The following is a 17,375-nucleotide window of genomic DNA, read 5'->3' on the forward strand; positions in this document are numbered from 1 at the left end:
AAGCGCTCTTAAAGGGCTGAGAACCGGCGCCCAGAAGCAGCAGTCGATTCGTCGTCGAGCGGCGAGAAGGTGCGCGTTACCGCGCCTTTCCCATCCCCGTGGGACTTTTCGACCACAGCGTATCTCGAAGCCAGTCGCCAACGATTGCCACAAGGCGAGGTGATCCGAGGTACGGGCCCAACTTCGACGCCTCATCCGGCGCGCCTGTGACTGCGCCTTCCTGGAACGAGTGCCCGAGTCCGTCCAGCATCACAACTCGCGCGAGGTGGTTGCCCGCCAAAGCGGCACGTGCCGCAGGTGCGTCATCCACCACCGTATCCTTGCTCCCGTAGACCGCTAGAACGGGTATATGCAGGGCCTTGAGATCGGAGGCTGAGCGTAATTTGCTCCCTTTCCAGGCGTCTGGAACGTCGATCATCGTGAGCGCTTGTTCCGCCTGCGCCCGCGGGAACCCCGCTGCCTCGAACCGGTCGACAGCGTTTGCGCGAAGGCGTGAGATCGTTGTCGCATCTCTGCTGTCCACGCGAGCCTGGAGCAAAGTCATAGCCGCATCCGCCGCCGGGCCGACAAGGGTGTCACGGCCGCCGACAACCATCTTCATCATCTGCCTGTAAAGCCCCTTCCTGACGTAAGGCAGCCCGTCGCCAACATTGCCCGCCAGCGTCACCACGGCCGCAATGTTTGGATCGGCAGCCGCCGCCGCGGGCGCGATTACACCGCCCCCGCTATGGCCGACCAACGCAATGCGGCTGCCGGCGATATCTGAGCGATGGCGCATCGCCGCAACAGCGGCGGCAGCGTCCGCGGTCAGCCGCTCGGGATCCTCCTCATAGGTGCCGGTCGACTGCCCGACCCCGCGCTTGTCATATTCCAGAGCAGCTATACCGTCGGCCGACAGTCGCTTGATTAGCTCGGAGAAGCCGCCACGTTTATTGGGTCCATTCCCCTGAATCATCACGGCCAAGGGATAAGGACCTTTCCCGTGGCCTGCCGGGAGGTACAGCGTTCCCGACAGAACAACATCCTGCTCGGATGAAATGCGAACATCGGTGGCGATCGGCCCAGGCACGGCCAAGCCAAGGCGGTTCGGCGAAGGTTTGCCGACAGCTGCCTGTGACTGCGCCTCTATGCCGCCCGCGATGCCTGTCACGGGAAGCAAAAGAAGGGCTGTTAATAGCCGTATGGGGGACCCCCGGAAAATATCAGTCATGGCTTTCATCATTGCTCCACCTCCTCACTGTGCAGCACGGCCGGTATGCCATGCCGAAGTCTTTCCACCGTTCGCTGCCGAACTACCGCTGGTGGCATTCGGCAGCCCTCGCTCCGCGCTATCGAAACATATGTAGATTTAAGAGTCAAACTATGTTGGTTGGGACCAGTTCATTTATGCGAATTAACAGACGCCAGCCTTTTAAAGACATAGGGTGTCAAACCCTCATGAAGCGTAAGCTTTGTCGCTGAAGGTAGCCTGTCGAGCCGCAGCTTGCGCACCGAGCGCGTTCCGTCCACGTCGAGCCCTTGATCGGATACGGCGCCGACGTCAAAGCGTGGCAAGATGTACGGCCCTTCTGCATCTCTACCGACAATGTATGATATGGTTTGCCGATCGTTCAGCAGCATCTCGCCGTCGGCGAGCTTTATCGTGCCGCAGAAGTCGTTTGCGAACAAGCCGTTCGCGCTGGCATCAACAACAGACGTACGAAGATAAAGAAATAAAACGACAAGCAAGACAGTGCCAGTTGAAACGACACCTATGCTAATTACACGTCTCATCTTCGCTTCCCCTTTGCGTGTCGGACGCTTTTTTCTCTCGGCCCGGACACGGCCTCGGGGTTTCGTCGCCCCCCCCGCTTTGAGCCTCACGCTGCTAGTGCTAGACAAACAACAATATATGTAGATTTATGAGTCAAGTAGGTCTGCAGAGGCCCAGGCAGTCGCGTGGGTTGTTGAAGGGTTCCTACAAGCTACCGGGCAAGCAAATCGCGCGAGGCGTCTGCAAGAATTCGCGTGTGCCACCGCGAAATAGCTACCACCGCCACAAATTCGATCGCCAGCTCCGCGACTTGCGCCCTCAAGGACGACAAATCGAGCATCAATACGCCCATGAATAGCGACAGCGTGATCATTGCCGCTCCAATCAGCGTGCCGCACTTCACGATGCGCGGCCAATCCCCCTCCACGAGCATCCATGCAAGAAATAGGTGCGCCATGCCGAGCAGAAGCCACGTGATCAGCAAGACCGGGATGGCGCTGTTCTGGGACCAGATCAAATAGAGGTTCGGCCCGTCGCTGGCGCTTGGGTTGCCGAAAGGCGGACCGTCCGCCGAGGACAGGAAGCCGACCGCCTGCTGGAACTGCATAGCTGCCATCGGGATGAGTACTCCCAAGGCGAGCGCGTAGGTCGCAACGATTAGTCGCCCTTCGCTGTGCTTCCCGATTTCGCGCCATGCTGCGATTAGGCAGCCGAGGGCGAACAGGAATGGACGCCGATCCTCCACCGCGGCTTCGAACTCCGCTTCCATGGCCATTGCCCACGTTCGGCGATCCGAGCCGAGAGACCGACTGGCCAATGCCAGCAAAGCCCGCGACACAGCTACTGTCACGCGAAGGCGGCCTTGGTGAAGGTCATTGGGCCGGCGGATTTTGCCGTCCGCGCAAATGCCACTCCAGCATTCGTCAAACGGTACGCATGTCGAGCAGGACGGCCGGGTTGTTCCGGTTCGCGCCACTCGGCCTCGACAAGCCCCTGGTCGGTCATGCGGATCAGTAGCGGGTACAGCGTTCCAGACAGAAGCCCCGTCTCTTTCATCAGATCGTAGCCGTGGCGCCACTGCTGCGTATGCGCCGCCAGCGCTTCCAACAAGATCAGCATTTGCTTCGATGGTCGACGATTACGGCCCATGCTCCTACTCAACCTAAGTAGAGTTATCTGTCAACTGCCGAGCTGCAGTATGGACCTGCTGTCCGCTGTTCCGACGGTGATGCCTGCCTGCTGGTCAGCGAACGCGCATGTCGCATAGCGCCAAACTATGAGCGATGCGGTAACGATGTGGATCGACCAATTTGATCCGTTCAAATGGCTGAACTTGATCGCGGTCTGCCATCATGAAGCGAAAATAACAAACTGCCGAAGTTGCGACAGGGAAGCACCTAATGGATGATCGATAGCTGGCGAAACACGCGCTGCCCTCCAGCTTCCGGCTAGACCCAGTAGCGGACATTCGCGACCTGTTTGCGGCAAGCCAACTTCGGTCGTTCATTCATGTTTAAGCAATGCGCCAGGCTTTCTCTTTATCTTAGAGGACGCCGGCGTTCTCGAACGAATTATAAATTTGGGTTCGATTGGTTCGCGCTGAGTGGAAGACCTTTGCCAGTATTGCTTTGAAACCTTATTGGAGACGGCGTGTCGAAGGTAGAGTAGGAACGGTAGCGCTTGTTTCTGACCGCTGCCTCTCTCTCGCTCACTGTATTTTTGTGTCTTACCCGCTTGGTTGTACAGTCGTTAGAACAAAAATCAGCGACTACGAAAGAGTAGGTTATGACGTACAGTTGGCATCCTTACTTGCATACAATTCCCGACTCACAATGTTCTCCACGGCGTCATGTAGCGAACTCACATAGCGATCTGCACCCAAGGCCTGTTGGATCCCAGTATCGCTAAGGGTAGCTTCTCCCTGCGGCCATAGCCCAACAACGATGCGAGCGTCCGGCGCTCGGGCACGCAAGCGTCGGACTAGGTAACGCAGCTGGGCTGGCGAACCAGTCACCTCCAGATAAGAAATGGCGATCATATCGATCCCAGTTAGATCCAAAGTCTGCACCGCATCTCGGGACACTGCGATATTGGGGATACGCTTCGCGTGCACCCCTTGCTGTCCCAGCAACTGCGTGAGCATAGCAGTAACTGCGTCATCGAACGGACCGTGCCCCGCAACGCAGGCGACCGTTTGTGCCTTTGCCATGGTGTCAGACGGTGCTGCCCCTGACGTTGGCTGTAGGTCCTCGATCACGGACATCATCGATTTGGTCATCTGCGCCGCACCAGCGCGGTCGATTGTCCCGTGCGCTTCGTCTTCGACTGCCAGCTTCAACCCTTCAAGCACGACCCCGTCATAGTATTCCGTGAGAGACCGGTCCGCGAGAAGCATCTCCGCCTGTGCCAAAGCCTCGTCGGGGTTCCGGGCCAGAATGCGCTGGTAGAAGCTTTCGATAGGTGTCAGCGCCGGTCTGTCGCCTAGCATGACGTCGAAGAACTCCAGGCTCTTCACGTGGCGTCCAATGACCACCAGACATAGCGTCAGCGGTGTGGACATGATGAGCCCGATCGGCCCCCAAAGCCATGTCCAGAAGATCGCCGATACAATCACCGACACAGGCGAAAGGCCTGTCGAGTGGCCGTAGAGCAGTGGTTCGACCACATAACCGGTGAGCGGCTCGATGATCGCGAAGAGAGCTACGACTTCCAGCGCCATGCCCCAGCCTGGATCCACGGCCGCACCGAGCGCCGCAGGAGCAACTGCTGCCAGGAACGGCCCGATATAGGGTACGAAGCGCAGCAGACCCGCCATCACGCCCCACATGGCCGGCGATGGTATGCCGATCAGCCATAGACCAAGGCCTATAACGACGCCGAAGCACGTGTTCACAGCCAGCTGGGAAAGGAAATATTTGCTGAGGCGCTGACCCGCGTCATCGATAGCACGCGTCGTGCGGTGCAGGTCGCTCGATCCGAACACTCGGATAAAGCGATCGCGCAGATCCTCCTTATGCATCAAGACGAATATCGCCACGATGAGGACGATGACCGTCGTCTCCAGCGGGCCCAGGATGGGTTCGAGAACCGTACGCGCTATCGCAAACGGCGACGTGCTGCCTTGAACGACTTCCACTGGAATAGGGCGGCGCTGGTCGGACGCTGTTACAGCCGGCGGTGTTGCCAGCGTTGCCGGCGCGGCACGAGGCCGGGCAGTTGGTCGCGAGCCACCCAGTTCCTTGGTGATCGAGGCAAGGCGTGCGACCGCAAAGCCCTGAACCCCTTGGACCTTTGCTTCTATCGTGCGGGCGTATTGCGGCGCGTTCACCGTCAGCGACGCGGCCTGACTGCCGATGAGCGCGCCGAACAGGCCCAAGAGACCCAGGGCCGCTATGACGGTCAGGATCACGGCGGGCGCACGCCAGAGACGCAGACGCTGCAGCAGGTTGACGACCGGTGAGAGAACGAAGGAGAGCATCACCGCCAGGGTGATCGGGATGAGCACCTCCTGACCGAAATACAGGGCGGCGATGACGAGCGTGCCAACGGCCACGCCGGCCAGCGTCTTGAGTTCCGGCGCCGAGGCCGAGCGGATCTGAGCCGCACCTGGATTGTCCGCGGGCGCTTCGCGGCTACCGGTCACGACATCCTTGTAGCCGGCGATATTGTCGGGGCTGCTCATGCGGAAACCTTCCTGCCGGGGCTCGCGTATCGGTCACGTCGAGACCCGGCACGAAGCATTTTTCGTTGTATCCGTCCTGACGTCAGGACGGGCAAAGCCGAGAGGTACATCTGCTGTCCCTCTCGGCTTCATACTTCATCGTCTGGGACGCTACCTCAGGACTTGAGCGCTTTCGCCATGTTGAGATGCGCTGCGACCGTGGGTGCCAGACCCGACGCGAACGTCTTCAGCTGGGGCACGTCGCCGGTTGCAGCATATCCCTTGAGCGTATCGAGCGTCTGCTGATGCCCGGCGACCTGGGCAGCCGCGTATGCGGTGTCGAAATCAGTGCCCTGCTTGCTCTTTAGATCGGCAAGCTTCTGCTGCTGCTCAGCACTCAGCGCCGGGTTGGGCGTCAGAGCTGGCGACAGCGTTGCCGTCAGTGCCTTCAGCTTCGCAGTCGAACCATCATGTGCGGTGATCATCTGGCCAGCGAACTTCTTTACAGCAGCAGATGCGCCGTTGGTTACAGCGAGCTTCGAGGTCTCGATTTCGAACGCATCGCTCGCAGCTGCCATGTTAACGAAAGCCTGCCCACCTGAGGCGGGTGCTGCCATCGCATCATTGGAACCGGCTGCATTAACGTCCGTGGCGGTCGTGTTGGCGTAGGTGCTGTTATCGACGGCGGTCGTATTGTCGGCTTTCTTGCCGCATGCGGCCAATGACAATGCCGCTACCGATACCAGGGCCAGGGTCTTGAAGTTCATTATCGTCTCCATCGGCTCGCATCTTGCCGCTGCCCCCTTAACGCGTGCCTCCTGTGGACCGTTCCGCACGAGCAACGAACTCCGGACCGATCATGAAGCGAGTTCGTTCTAGCCGTCTGCCGGCACAGCTGCCGGCCTTATCGGGACACGGCTATGAGCATCTTCAGCACGATCATGAACAAGGTTTTCCACCACAAAGCCACGCCAGCCGCTGCACCGGCTCAAGCTCCTGCCGCTGCGCCGCAAGCCGCACCGCAAGCCGCGCCGACCGCTACCGCCCAGCCCGCCCCAGCAGCGCCCCAGCAGTCCGTCGATGTCGGTGCTGTCCTCAGCGAGATGGCATCGACGAAAGATGGCGGGGGCAACTACCAGAGCTCGATCGTCGATCTTCTGAAGCTGCTGGACCTGGATTCCAGTCTGACCGCGCGCAAGGAGCTCGCCAACGAACTGAATGTCCATGCGGCAGCCGACGGCTCGGCCGAACAGAACATCGCCCTTCACAAGGCTGTGATGCAGAAGCTTGCCGATAACGGCGGTATCGTTCCAGACAGCCTGCGCAACTAACGCGGCCAATCCGGAGGGGACCGGACTCTACGCGGTCCCCTCCGACCTCATACTGCTGGCTTAACCGCCCTTACTTTTTAGCGAGCAGGACTAGCGTTCGGAGGCGCCGCAGTGACGGTCCCCCGCGCTGCCTGAGCTGGCAGCGTCTGACTACCACGCGGTGGTCCATTCGGCTCTTTCTGAAAGCCACGCGCGGCTAGCCAGCAGATCGTGACGACGAGTGCCACGATCATCACGAAGATGACAATTGCCACTGGACCGGCTCGCTTGTTTCCTCGTCTCCGCATCACATGCGCTCCCCAGTCAGGCCGTCGATGGTATCGCCGTGCCGTAGCCACGTGGCGACGGGATGTTCGTGGACCTCAAGTCCACCGGTTTGATCGAGCAGGACGGTCTTATGTCCGGACGGCTCTATCGCCGCTCGCCGAAGACCGAACCCAGAATGCCCCCCAATCCGCCGCCAAGACCGCCCCCGGGCGCAGCGCCTGCGGCTCCAGCGCCACCCAGACTGCCAAGTACAGATCCAAGGATCCCGCCAAGGCCGCCTTGCTGCCCGCCCGAGCGCCCTGTCAGATGGCCGGCCACCAGCATGACCAGGATCGGCAGCATCTGCTTCAGAAGCTCAGGCGCTAGGCCGCTGCTCTGCGCTGCGTTGTCGGCGACCTCACGACTGCCGTCCTTCGACCCAAAGATACCGCCGAGGATCTGATTACCGCGATCGATCTGCGTCGGCTCGTTGCCCAACACGTTCGCAGCAAGGTCTGCGCCGCCAAGCGTGTTCACATGGGCGTCTAACTGCGTCGTGTTATTCCCCATGCCGCCCAGAACCGACGGCAGCAGCGCCTCGGCGCCGCGCTGGGCTTGCTCACGCGGTATGCCTAGTTGGGCGGCGAGTGCATCGATGCCACCATCAGGCAGCAGGTCATTGAGATACATGTCGGCTTCCTTGTTGTGACGGGTACCAACAGATGCTTGGACCTATCGGTCCGGTCCCCTTCGATCGAGCTAGGACCTTGGATCAGCAGGCATGCGCTGTCTGCACATATTAGTCAGGAAGTTCGGGCGTACCTGAGCCAACGGGTCGGCCGGATAGCCAACTAAGCCCTCCCCCGATAACGAGCAGCCCTGCCCCCATAAGCGCCTTGTCACGGCGTCGCAGGAGAACAAGCCCGCCAGTAACGATGACGGACGGTACCATGCCGACTTTGCCCAGGCCGGTTACGCGTGCTGCACGCACGACCATGCGGCCGGCAGCGTACTCACGCAAAGGTGAAGGCGTAGACGGTGTGGCTTGGGATACCGCCTTGTCACCATTTGAGGGCTGCGGTCCTGGTCCTGGCTGCGGCGCTCTTTCCGGTCCGGAAGCTACCGTGTCGGCTGCGTACGCTCCGCGATCGCCGAGCGATTTAGTAGGCCCCTTGGTCGTGTCTTGCGTGGTCTGTCGCTCCAGCTCGCAATTGAACTCGGCGCCGAGCAGTAGAATGTAGGCGGACAAGTATAGCCAGGTCAGCAACACGATCGCGGCTCCTAACGAGCCGTAGGTCGCGTCGTAGCTTCCGAAGTTTGCCACGTAGAACCCGAAGCCAAGCGTTACGACCAGCCACAACACGGTCGTCAGCACCGATCCAGGCGTCAGCCACGTCCACTTCGCCTCATCGCGATTAGGCGCGTAGCGGTAGAGCGTTGCCGCTGCTGCGGCTCCCATACCCGCCATGACCATGTAGGAAACGATCTTCCCTGCCATGAGAACGATGGCAGGGGCGGAAGGGAACAGTGTATCCAGACTGCCCATTGCGGCGATCGCGATGATAGCGACGATGGCGATAAGCACCGCCCCGGCGGTGATGGCGAGTGCTATGAGGTACAGCCGAACAAAACTACGCGTTTCCTCTTCGTCATAGGCAATGTTCAGCGAGGTGATGAGCGCGGTTGCACCTTTCATCGCGCCGTACAACGCGATGCCGAGCGCGAGAAGCAGCCCGAACCCCTTCTTGCCGTCCGATGTCGTGACGACGTTGGCCAACTGCTCGCCGATCAGCTTGGCAGCATCCGTCGGCATGACCGATGTCAGCGACTGGACGTTCTTCATCACCGTAGCGGGCGTGGCGACCAGACCATAGCTCAGCACCACAGCGCCCAGCATAGGCACCATGGCGAGCACGCCACAGAACGCCACGCCAGAGGCGACTAAGCTGATATTGTCCTGCCCCCCCTCCTTCCATGCCCGCAAGGCGATGTCCTTCCAGCCTTTGGCAGGAATTGCCCAGGGACTGGCGGCGTCGTGCCCCCTGGCGTCCGTCGTGTTCGTCTCGGCCATGCCGTGTCCCCTTACTTATTTATTGCATTTGGCATCTGATCACCGCGATCGGGCTACGGGCCAATGTTGATACGATTGCTGATACAGAACATCCTCAAACTTCCAGGGGGGGCGGCGCATCCTTGTCCGGATCGCGCCCGTGCTGCCGATCAAGGAGACGCATGATCGGCGTGACGGTGAGCCCGTGCAGAACGATCGAGAACAGCACGACCAGTCCGAGTAGCCCCCAGAGGCGTTCTGCGGCAGCGACGTGGATGTGGTTGAGGCCGTAGGCCAGATAATAGATCGACCCGACACCGCGGATGCCGAAGAAGGCGAGCGTCAGCTTCTCGGACCGATCTGCCCGGTGCCCCGCCAGACCGATGAGCCCCGTGATCGGGCGGATGACCAGAAGGATCACGAGCGTGACAAGGACATCTGTCAGCGAGACCGATGCCAACAACCCGCTGACGAGCGCGCCGCCAAATAGGAGCAGCAATACCATCATCGCAAGGCGTTCGATCTGCTCGGTGACATCGTGCATATCGTGGTGAAAGTCGTGCGTTCGGTGTGTCCCCCGAAACGTTAGTGCCGTGACGAACACAGCTAGGAAGCCGTAGCAGTGGATCAGTTCGGTAAACCCGTAGGAGATGCAGGTCGCGGCCAGCGCGATCAGGCCGTCACCGGTCTGCGCAAGCTTGGTTTGCGCGGGTACGTGGAAGGTCAGCCAGCCAAAGGCGCGGCCAATTAACCAGCCGGCGCCAACGCCTGCACCAATTTCCCATATAACCCGGTACGTCAGCCACTCACCCAGGTTCGACTGGCGGGTCCCAACAGCCGCTGCCAGCATAATGGCGAGATGGACGAACGGAAACGCGAAGCCATCGTTCAGGCCTGCCTCTGACGTGAGTCCGAAGCGCACTTCATCTTCGTCTTCGCTCTTGGGCGGCCCTACTTGGATGTCAGCTGCCAGAACGGGATCCGTTGGCGCCAAGCTAGCTGCGAGCAGAAGGGCGATCGCCCACGGCAGTCCCATCCCCCACGCTGTCACTGCGGTGATGGCCAAGATTCCCAGCGGCATAGTGATAGCAAGCAGCCGCCAAGTGACGGCCCAGTCCCTCCACCGAAACACCCGGTCAATCTTTAAACCGGCGCCCATCAACGCGATGATGACGACGAACTCGGTGAAGCGTTCGGTGATTTCAGGGTAGAGAAGCGGCAGCGGCTTTAACGTGACCTGCGGAAGCGAGAACAGAGCAGCGCCAAGCGCAATGCACACGATCGGTAACGACAAAGGCAGCTTACGGAGTGCCAGAGGCAGCCAGACGACCAGCGCGGTAAGCAGGCCAAAGCCGGTGAGAATGAGAATGTAAGGGTCGGGCAACCCGGAAGCGGCGATCATGACGGGTCTTTCCGATAGGGAAGCAGACTATGCCGCAGGAAGGCACCCATTACTGGTTGGCTAAAAAAACGAGGAGAATGGGAGCGATGGCGCTGCCATCGCTCCTCAACATTTGAATTTACGAGCGGTCTGGGCCCTTGCCCTGCTCGCTTTCGCCACGACGCTCCTGTTGGATACCGTCGTGCTTTAGGCTCTCGTTCCCAAAAACGCTGCCGGCGGCCTGCTTGACGTTACCAAGCGCCTCGTCGGCCACGCCCTTAGCCTTGCTGCCGGTGCTATGTTCGTTGCCGTACGAACGTACTCGCGACGAACCGCGATCAAGGTCTCGACGCCCGTAGATCGATGACGTGTTAGCAGGTGCCACGTCGTCTCCAGACGTTGCAAAGGCGCGATCCGGCGAAGCGTCGAGACCGTAGCTAGCAGCGGTGGCAGCTGCTTCGGCGGGCTCGTAGTCCCAACCGGACGACCGCCAGGACTCGGCACGCTCGTCGATATCGACGGTGTTTGCTTCTTCAAGGACGCTGACGGCCTCACCAACAGTATCGTCATCGACGTCTGCCGTCAGGAGAAAACCACCACGACGGACGCCCTCTTCGTAGGTATGGCGGTCGTGGTCCGGCAGAAACGCGTTCTTAATGGACGCCCAGATGCCGCGGTTTTCATGCGTCGAACGCGTGGTTTGATTGTAGCCGTCGCTGGATTTGTCATGGATGCGGATGTGATCGGCGTCCACGCGAGACTGCTTCAGACGCTCCTGCGCCGCTTCGGCGTCGCTACGGTCATCGAATAATGCGGTAATGGTACGGGTCATGGGTGATCTCCAGATATGTCAGTGAATTAGCGCGACGTTACCACCAGTTCGGTGCGGCGGTTTTCAGCCTGACCGGCGGTCGTAGCGTTGGTGTCAACTGGATCGGTTTCGCCGCCCGAAACGGTCTCGATCCGAGCGGCATCGATGCCCTGCGCAACCAAGCCGGCCTTGACGGCGTCAGCACGTGCCTTGCCGAGAGCGACGTTAGCCGCTGCGGGTCCCCGTGCGTCAGCGTAGCCTGCGATGCGGACGCGCGTATTACCGTATTGCTTGAGAACGGTCGCGATGGTCGCCACTTCCTGTGCGTTGCCCGGACGCAGCGCGCTCTTTGCCGTATCGAAAGTCAGCTGTTCGAACTGGAATGTCCGCGGTGCAGCTTCGGTGCCGCTAAGGTACCCGCCAAGGCCTGACGTACCAACGAGCGCTGTTGCGGAAGCTGCGCCGGGCGTTGTCGCGACGACTTCGGTCGGCGTCGAACTCGGTGCGGTTGCGACCGCTACGGTATCGTCATGGCCACAACGGCTCAGCGCGAACAGTAATGCCAGGATTCCCGCTGCGAGCGCAATCCAAGCAAGCCAGTTGGGCTTCTTCTTTTCAATATGGATCGAGCGCGGTGGCGCCCCATCGGTCTTGTGCGGGTCGGCCATCTCAATCCTCTAATGTTAAATGCGACGAGGCCATGCCGTCCTCGGTACCCAGGCGTAACGGTCACCATCGCTTTTCGGGCGCGCCCCAAACGAAGCGCGCCCAAACGATCCGCCATGCTACAATAAGGCTTTAAGCGAGATGGCTGATGCTCGCGCCGCGCCGATAGCCCATGATAAGTTTCAGGGCACTGCCGAATCTACAGCCGTTCACGTAAGCGGACTGTGGCCGCTTTAGTTCGACGACATACGACGAGACTTCTGATCGTCATGCAGATGACTATCATCGCCCTCGATTTCCGTGCTGCTGTCATCTTCGCCGCCAGCCCCGGTATCAGGCTTGCCGGACGTATCCGTTTTTACGTTTTCGTCTGCCGCGTGATCGTCGGTATTCGCCATAATAAATCTCCAATGTTCAATCGCTACCGGCGTCTGTATCGAGGTCGTCCCGCCCGGCCTTTGCAAGCTTTTCGACCTTGTGAGAGTCATTCGTCGAAACATCGACCGGTTTATCGGTTGCGTCGAAATCTTTGGAACCGTCTGACTGCTTCTCTTCGGTGTTCACGAAATGCTCCTAATTCAAGTCTCCAACGCAGAGATGACGCGATCGGGTGCGCTAAAATGACCTATCTAATAAATGTGTTTTTGTCGGGTAGCCACCTGAGTCGCTCTATCATTTAAACCGACGTTTGAAACAGAACCTACCTACGCATGCGGCCAGCCGCTGCCTGCTGTGTGATACTCACATCAAGATATTCGACTGCGTCAGCAAGCTTTGCCGCAGAGAGAATGCAGCCGCCATTGCCGAGCAAAATCAAAGCGGCCTTCATCATTTTCGATGCCTCAGCCATGTTCTGGCATTTCTGCATTTCCGTATCGATGCCGCCCGGATCGATGCCGCCCGGACCGTTAGCTCCCGCTACCTGATCGAGATGCTTGCTCTGAGACTTAGAGATCTCCGAGTCGCGTGCCGCTAATGTGTTGCGACGTTGGACGGCGTCCCTTCGGCTACTGTCGGTAGCATGCTCCGAATTTCGATCTGCCGCCCACTCGGATTTGCTGCGCTCTTGTAGCCCCACCGATCGCATCCCGTAGTTATTATCAAGATCGTCTCCCGCCATTCACGGTGCTTACGGCCGTGACCAGCAGATGTGACGCACATGAAATAACTACCAGGAGTGCCGTAATCTTATCTTCAATCAACGATCCGACGTAGTTAGCGAAAATATCCCTACTGATCGAGACTCATCGGCGATCGGTTGGCCTACTATCGTCGATAGCCTCTATCGATAGAGCTTCAAGATTTTAAGCGTCGATGCAGGTAATTGTCATCAAACCCTGCGATGCGCGCGAGCACCGATAGGTTGCAGATCGTCATGGAGGAGCCGCCCAGTTCTAAAGCACCTTCCTGGCGAAGCTTGCGCAGTACGCGGTTAACGTGAACGGGCGTCAATCCAACGGCATCCGCAAGAACGATCTGCGAAAACGGCATGACGTAATGATCCTCGTCCTTTTTACCGATGTTCCGCAGTCGAAAGCACAACTCGCAAAGCAGATGTGATACACGCTCAAGGCTATTGCGGCGACCTAGACTCACGATGGTTGCCCGCAACATCGCGGTCTCAACGAGCTGAGTCCACCAGAAGACCCGAATGAGTGCCGGCGAGGCTTCGACGAGTGCTTCCATTTCGGGACGCTGGATGGTGGCGATCCTGGCCGCCGTCAGCGTCTCGATGTTGTGGTCCATTTCGTCGAGTACACCGACGTGCATATCGCAAAAATCGCCGGGCATCATGAAGGCGATGATCTGCCGATTGCCGTTAGGGAGTATCTTGTAGCGGCAGGCCCAACCTTCGAGAATAACGAATACCGGTCCCGGTTGATCGCCCTCCCGGATCAGGTCTTGCGCCTTCCTGTAGGAACGGACTTGAAGGCAGGCATGCCGCAACATCTGCTCATCAGTCGCATCGAGCGGTGCGAACGTGTTTAGCTTGTCCACGAACGCATTAGCGGCGGGTGGCCCTGATCGCCTCGGTATCGAATGTGCCTCATTCGTCGGAGTAGCGTGATCACGTGCCATCATTGTCCCCCGGGCATCTGCACCCGTGCCTTGAAATATTCTGAGCAACCCGAACTACGGGAGCGGATCAGGTAAGCGCGCTCACCGCACGCACGTCGACCGTCGCGACCACGACATTGAAAATCGGATTTCGATGCTCGTCGCGAACGTCGACCTGCCAATGTCCTTGGCTCGCATAATCGGGGAAGTCTCGTAGATATTCACCCAAATAGCTTATCGCGGCGTTGCGTGCTTCTCCCGCCGTTGCACACTCAAGGCCGATATCGTCAACGTCGATACCAATCATATCAAAGAAATATCGCGCCATTTGATCGACTCCCGTACTATTCTTAACTTGACTGATCCCCACGTCCTTCGGCCAATCATTCGGCTGCAAGTAGGTCGGTAAACACCTTCTGCACGGGATACGGCGCTGACTTTGTAAGTTGCGCGATACGGGTCGCATAAATCTTACGCTCACTCATATCTTGGTAACAAGCCATTTCCCACCGGCCGAACTCCCTACGGGTAGTAAGACGTCGGCTCAGGACGAGTACGGCATTATGACGTTCATCTTTGATGATGCGGATGAACGCGTCTTCCACGAGCTCCTTCGGCCCCTCAATTGCCTGAAGATACTTTCCCGATTTGACGAGCAAAAATCCGGTTATCTCGTCACGGCGGTTATTATCGACAGAAAGTTCGCATAAAATAGTCAGCTCATCGCGAGTCAGCACTCGCGTGGCGACGCTGGTATAAACGATTTGCAGCACGGTATACCCCAAGCGCTTGATAAGAAGCACTTAGATCATAGTTACCCGTCTTAATCTAGATCATAACTAGTGAATACGTCATATTTCACCGTCTCCCAAAAGCCGTATCTGAGCGTTCGAGAGCCAGTTTTAATTTTGCGAGGCCACGTCGAATTTGGCTCTTGACCGTTCCAAGTGGGACCGCGGAGCGCTCGGCTAAGTCGGCATATGTTGCTCCATCGAAGAACGCGGACACGATGAGCGCCCTAACATTCGGATCGAGCGTCTCGAGCATTTTCCCGATGTCACGCTGCGTTTCGAGCGACATCAAAAGGATCTCGGCACTTGGGCTTTCGTCAATAATAACCGGGGCAGCCTCGAGTGGCAGTGCACGCTCGGGGGGGTGGGCCCGCCGCCAATCGATCGCCTTATTTCGCGCGATCATGGCCAACCACGAGATCGGGCTCGCTCGGCCAGGCACCCAATCGACGGCACGGCGCCAGACGATAAGATAGACATCGGCAAGAACGTCTTCCGCGCCGCTTTGCTCGCCGCAGATACGCACGCAAATGCCGAACAGCTTTGCCTGTGTTGAAAGATATACCGATCGAAACGCCGCCCGATCGCCGCGACCTGTGGCTATGAGCGCCTCGGCAAGAATGAGCGCCTTGGGCGTCAACACGAAAGGCGGCGGGCAGACCGCCGGTACAAGCGTCGTGTCAGTTGAGAGATCGTCCGGGATCAGATCAGGATGAAGGTCATGCGAGATCACCAGGGGATAAACACGACGTGGACGCGCAACCCGCGCCCTGGACAATCCCGCTCGATTGCCCCGCCGATAAGGCCTGATAGTTGATCGAGAAGCCGCGTTCCGTGACCAGGCTCCTTGCCCTGCAGCAGGCCGATGCCATCATCCTGGACTGTCAACGCACCGATATCTCCATGCCGGGTCAGGGCGACTGAGAGTTCGCCAGCGCGGCCAGTCGGGAATGCGTATTTGACAGCGTTGATCACCAGTTCGCTGGCAATCAGGATCAGTGCCCGCCGCTTATCCCTTGGGAGCCAAAGCTCGTCCAGGTTCAGTCGAAGAGTAAACGACCCTTCATCTTCGACAAACAGCGTCGTCAATCCGACGATGACGTCGTGCAACATCGGCGTGCATGGGAGGAGGATATCATCAGGACCGTCCGTTGCTATGGCGGCGTAAGCGTTGGATAATGTAGCAGCGTGGCGCTGGACGGCATCCGGGTCCACGGCGAGGTCAAGAACGGGGGCGAGGTTCTGCAGCGATGCAAACATTTGCGTAAAGTTGATTGCACGGTGATGCGCGTCGGCTGCCCAAATTCCATGTCTCGCCTCGACGGCAGTATCTGCCGATGAATGAACAGAAGCGGTCGGCCGAGATCTGGGACGATCTGGTCCCAGCAGGTCGAGTAGCGATGTCGACCGCTTGCCAATCTGTGTGATCGACCTTTGATTTGGGCCCGGCTCGCTAAATGTCGGCATCGATCTTCCCCCCGTGCGATCATCTTTCGTGGTAATGCCCGACGCCGGCGCCATCTTGATTATGGTCAAGATTTCAAAGCATAAAATTTGTTCGACGGAGATATTTCGCTCAGTAAATCAATAGCCTCATTCTCTACCGCGGCAGCGATCGCCCCCCCCCCGGCGCACTGCTGAGTGAACGTTAGGGTTCACCTATGTCCAAAGCGGCCAGGCGGCTCACGACGCACATCTGGCTGTCGGCGAGTTTGGCACCAAGAAGATACTCCTCGGCTTCGTCCGCGACACGAAGGAGCTCCTCCAGCGCGATGCCTATCGCGTTAAGCTGTACGCGCGCTGCTTCTATGCCGTGATCCCGCTCCATTCCGTGCCTCCTTCCGCTGGTAAAAAACCTTTGGCCTGCGCCTGATGAAGGTAGCGACCGTCAAAGTCCGATGCGCGTCGAAGCTGCTCCCACTGTGGCAGCCGGATCTGCCGACTTTTCCGCAATATGAGGCCATCATCCTCCAGAACTCGCAGAACACGGTTGACGTGAACGGGCGTCAGCCCAAGCGCGTCGCCCAGTTGTTCCTGCGTCATGGGCAACTCATAATCCTGCCCGGGCGGAAGTCCTTCCATGTCGAGGCGGACTGCGATCTCACAAATGAGATGCGCGACACGCCCGCGCGCGTTGCGCCGACCGATGTTCAAGATCCATTCGCGGTAAACCGAGGCGTCGACGAGTACGCCGAGAAGGACTGCATGCCCTATCAAGGCGACCGATTTGGCTAAGGCGCCAAAAGCGCTGCGCGACACCGTCAGGACATCCGAACGCGACAGCATCTGAACATTGTGGTCGGCATAGTCGAGAAAGAGGTTCTGCATATCGAGCAGATCGCCTGGAACATGTATCGCAACGATCTGCCGCGTCCCAGCTCCGGTGATCTTATGGCGAAAGGCAAAACCATTCATCAGCAAGGCGCATTTATCGGCCCTGTCCCCTTCTCGGACCAAATAGGCACCGGCTTCATAGCTGGTGACCTTGAACGGTAAGGCGAGGATCGCGTCTCGGTCACCTAGGGAAAGCGCGACGTACTTTTCGAGACTCTTGATCATTCTGGCCACGGGAGAGGTCGTATCGAGCATTGGCTGCCTCCTGCGCAACGGTATCAGGGAGCGCCTCC

The 17,375-nt window shown here is 58.9% G+C and carries 22 protein-coding genes; 1 reads left to right on the forward strand and 21 read right to left on the reverse strand.

Features of this window, described 5'->3' with window-relative positions; all coding sequences use genetic code 11:
- Positions 1 to 76: 76 nt before the first annotated feature.
- The 6 genes from AC1MH0_RS20465 to AC1MH0_RS20490 form a co-directional block, all read right to left on the reverse strand.
- Positions 77 to 1,222, reverse strand: coding sequence for an alpha/beta hydrolase (locus tag AC1MH0_RS20465; protein ID WP_480966004.1), 1,146 nt, complete (start codon positions 1,220 to 1,222; stop codon positions 77 to 79).
- 158 nt (positions 1,223 to 1,380) lie between these two features.
- The gene (locus tag AC1MH0_RS20470) at positions 1,381 to 1,773 is read right to left on the reverse strand and encodes a hypothetical protein (RefSeq protein ID WP_480966005.1); all 393 of its coding nucleotides are present in this window, start codon (positions 1,771 to 1,773) and stop codon (positions 1,381 to 1,383) included.
- A gap of 191 nt (positions 1,774 to 1,964) precedes the next feature.
- Complete coding sequence (locus AC1MH0_RS20475) at positions 1,965 to 2,528, reverse strand: hypothetical protein (protein WP_480966006.1); 564 nt, start codon at positions 2,526 to 2,528, stop codon at positions 1,965 to 1,967.
- 71 nt (positions 2,529 to 2,599) lie between these two features.
- Entirely contained in the window at positions 2,600 to 2,872 is a 273-nt protein-coding gene (locus AC1MH0_RS20480) for a PadR family transcriptional regulator (protein ID WP_480966007.1), read from the reverse strand.
- A gap of 664 nt (positions 2,873 to 3,536) precedes the next feature.
- Positions 3,537 to 5,435, reverse strand: a complete 1,899-nt coding sequence (locus tag AC1MH0_RS20485) for an AI-2E family transporter (protein ID WP_480966008.1) — start codon at positions 5,433 to 5,435, stop codon at positions 3,537 to 3,539.
- Between the two features lie 155 nt (positions 5,436 to 5,590).
- On the reverse strand, positions 5,591 to 6,181 hold the full coding sequence (locus tag AC1MH0_RS20490) for a DUF4142 domain-containing protein (RefSeq protein ID WP_480966009.1): 591 nt from the start codon (positions 6,179 to 6,181) through the stop codon (positions 5,591 to 5,593).
- A 153-nt stretch (positions 6,182 to 6,334) separates the two neighbouring features.
- Here AC1MH0_RS20490 and AC1MH0_RS20495 point away from each other — a divergent pair, with 153 nt between their 5' ends.
- Positions 6,335 to 6,745 carry a DUF3597 family protein gene (locus tag AC1MH0_RS20495; RefSeq protein ID WP_480966010.1) on the forward strand — a complete coding sequence of 137 codons (411 nt, stop codon included), beginning with the start codon at positions 6,335 to 6,337 and terminating at the stop codon, positions 6,743 to 6,745.
- 411 nt (positions 6,746 to 7,156) lie between these two features.
- On the opposite strand, the gene AC1MH0_RS20500 is transcribed toward AC1MH0_RS20495, so the two are convergent.
- The 15 genes from AC1MH0_RS20500 to AC1MH0_RS20570 form a co-directional block, all read right to left on the reverse strand.
- Positions 7,157 to 7,681, reverse strand: a complete 525-nt coding sequence (locus AC1MH0_RS20500; protein WP_480966011.1) for a DUF937 domain-containing protein — start codon at positions 7,679 to 7,681, stop codon at positions 7,157 to 7,159.
- A 109-nt stretch (positions 7,682 to 7,790) separates the two neighbouring features.
- Complete coding sequence (locus AC1MH0_RS20505) at positions 7,791 to 9,062, reverse strand: YihY/virulence factor BrkB family protein (RefSeq protein WP_480966012.1); 1,272 nt, start codon at positions 9,060 to 9,062, stop codon at positions 7,791 to 7,793.
- A gap of 94 nt (positions 9,063 to 9,156) precedes the next feature.
- Positions 9,157 to 10,443, reverse strand: coding sequence for a cation:proton antiporter (locus AC1MH0_RS20510; RefSeq protein WP_480966013.1), 1,287 nt, complete (start codon positions 10,441 to 10,443; stop codon positions 9,157 to 9,159).
- A gap of 118 nt (positions 10,444 to 10,561) precedes the next feature.
- On the reverse strand, positions 10,562 to 11,254 hold the full coding sequence (locus AC1MH0_RS20515; RefSeq protein ID WP_480966014.1) for a hypothetical protein: 693 nt from the start codon (positions 11,252 to 11,254) through the stop codon (positions 10,562 to 10,564).
- A gap of 26 nt (positions 11,255 to 11,280) precedes the next feature.
- The gene (locus AC1MH0_RS20520) at positions 11,281 to 11,901 is read right to left on the reverse strand and encodes an OmpA family protein (RefSeq protein ID WP_480966015.1); all 621 of its coding nucleotides are present in this window, start codon (positions 11,899 to 11,901) and stop codon (positions 11,281 to 11,283) included.
- Between the two features lie 231 nt (positions 11,902 to 12,132).
- Positions 12,133 to 12,297, reverse strand: coding sequence for a hypothetical protein (locus AC1MH0_RS20525; protein ID WP_480966016.1), 165 nt, complete (start codon positions 12,295 to 12,297; stop codon positions 12,133 to 12,135).
- A gap of 16 nt (positions 12,298 to 12,313) precedes the next feature.
- Positions 12,314 to 12,463 carry a hypothetical protein gene (locus tag AC1MH0_RS20530; RefSeq protein ID WP_480966017.1) on the reverse strand — a complete coding sequence of 50 codons (150 nt, stop codon included), beginning with the start codon at positions 12,461 to 12,463 and terminating at the stop codon, positions 12,314 to 12,316.
- Positions 12,464 to 12,599: 136 nt separating this feature from the next.
- On the reverse strand, positions 12,600 to 13,019 hold the full coding sequence (locus AC1MH0_RS20535; RefSeq protein WP_480966018.1) for a hypothetical protein: 420 nt from the start codon (positions 13,017 to 13,019) through the stop codon (positions 12,600 to 12,602).
- 176 nt (positions 13,020 to 13,195) lie between these two features.
- On the reverse strand, positions 13,196 to 13,897 hold the full coding sequence (locus AC1MH0_RS20540; protein ID WP_480966019.1) for a Crp/Fnr family transcriptional regulator: 702 nt from the start codon (positions 13,895 to 13,897) through the stop codon (positions 13,196 to 13,198).
- A 148-nt stretch (positions 13,898 to 14,045) separates the two neighbouring features.
- On the reverse strand, positions 14,046 to 14,285 hold the full coding sequence (locus tag AC1MH0_RS20545) for a DUF6894 family protein (protein ID WP_480966020.1): 240 nt from the start codon (positions 14,283 to 14,285) through the stop codon (positions 14,046 to 14,048).
- 55 nt (positions 14,286 to 14,340) lie between these two features.
- On the reverse strand, positions 14,341 to 14,760 hold the full coding sequence (locus tag AC1MH0_RS20550) for a BLUF domain-containing protein (RefSeq protein ID WP_480966021.1): 420 nt from the start codon (positions 14,758 to 14,760) through the stop codon (positions 14,341 to 14,343).
- 55 nt (positions 14,761 to 14,815) lie between these two features.
- Positions 14,816 to 15,481: a sigma-70 family RNA polymerase sigma factor gene (locus AC1MH0_RS20555; protein ID WP_480966022.1), complete on the reverse strand. Its 666-nt coding sequence runs from the start codon at positions 15,479 to 15,481 to the stop codon at positions 14,816 to 14,818.
- Positions 15,478 to 16,284 carry an ATP-binding protein gene (locus AC1MH0_RS20560; protein WP_480966023.1) on the reverse strand — a complete coding sequence of 269 codons (807 nt, stop codon included), beginning with the start codon at positions 16,282 to 16,284 and terminating at the stop codon, positions 15,478 to 15,480. Before AC1MH0_RS20560 ends, AC1MH0_RS20555 begins: the two co-directional genes overlap by 4 nt.
- A 112-nt stretch (positions 16,285 to 16,396) precedes the next feature.
- Positions 16,397 to 16,576, reverse strand: a complete 180-nt coding sequence (locus tag AC1MH0_RS20565; protein WP_480966024.1) for a hypothetical protein — start codon at positions 16,574 to 16,576, stop codon at positions 16,397 to 16,399.
- Positions 16,555 to 17,337, reverse strand: coding sequence for a Crp/Fnr family transcriptional regulator (locus AC1MH0_RS20570; RefSeq protein ID WP_480966025.1), 783 nt, complete (start codon positions 17,335 to 17,337; stop codon positions 16,555 to 16,557). The genes AC1MH0_RS20565 and AC1MH0_RS20570 overlap by 22 nt, the downstream gene beginning before the upstream one ends.
- Positions 17,338 to 17,375 lie beyond the last annotated feature (38 nt).

The sequence above is a fragment of the Sphingomonas sp. AP28 genome, from assembly GCF_056680455.1.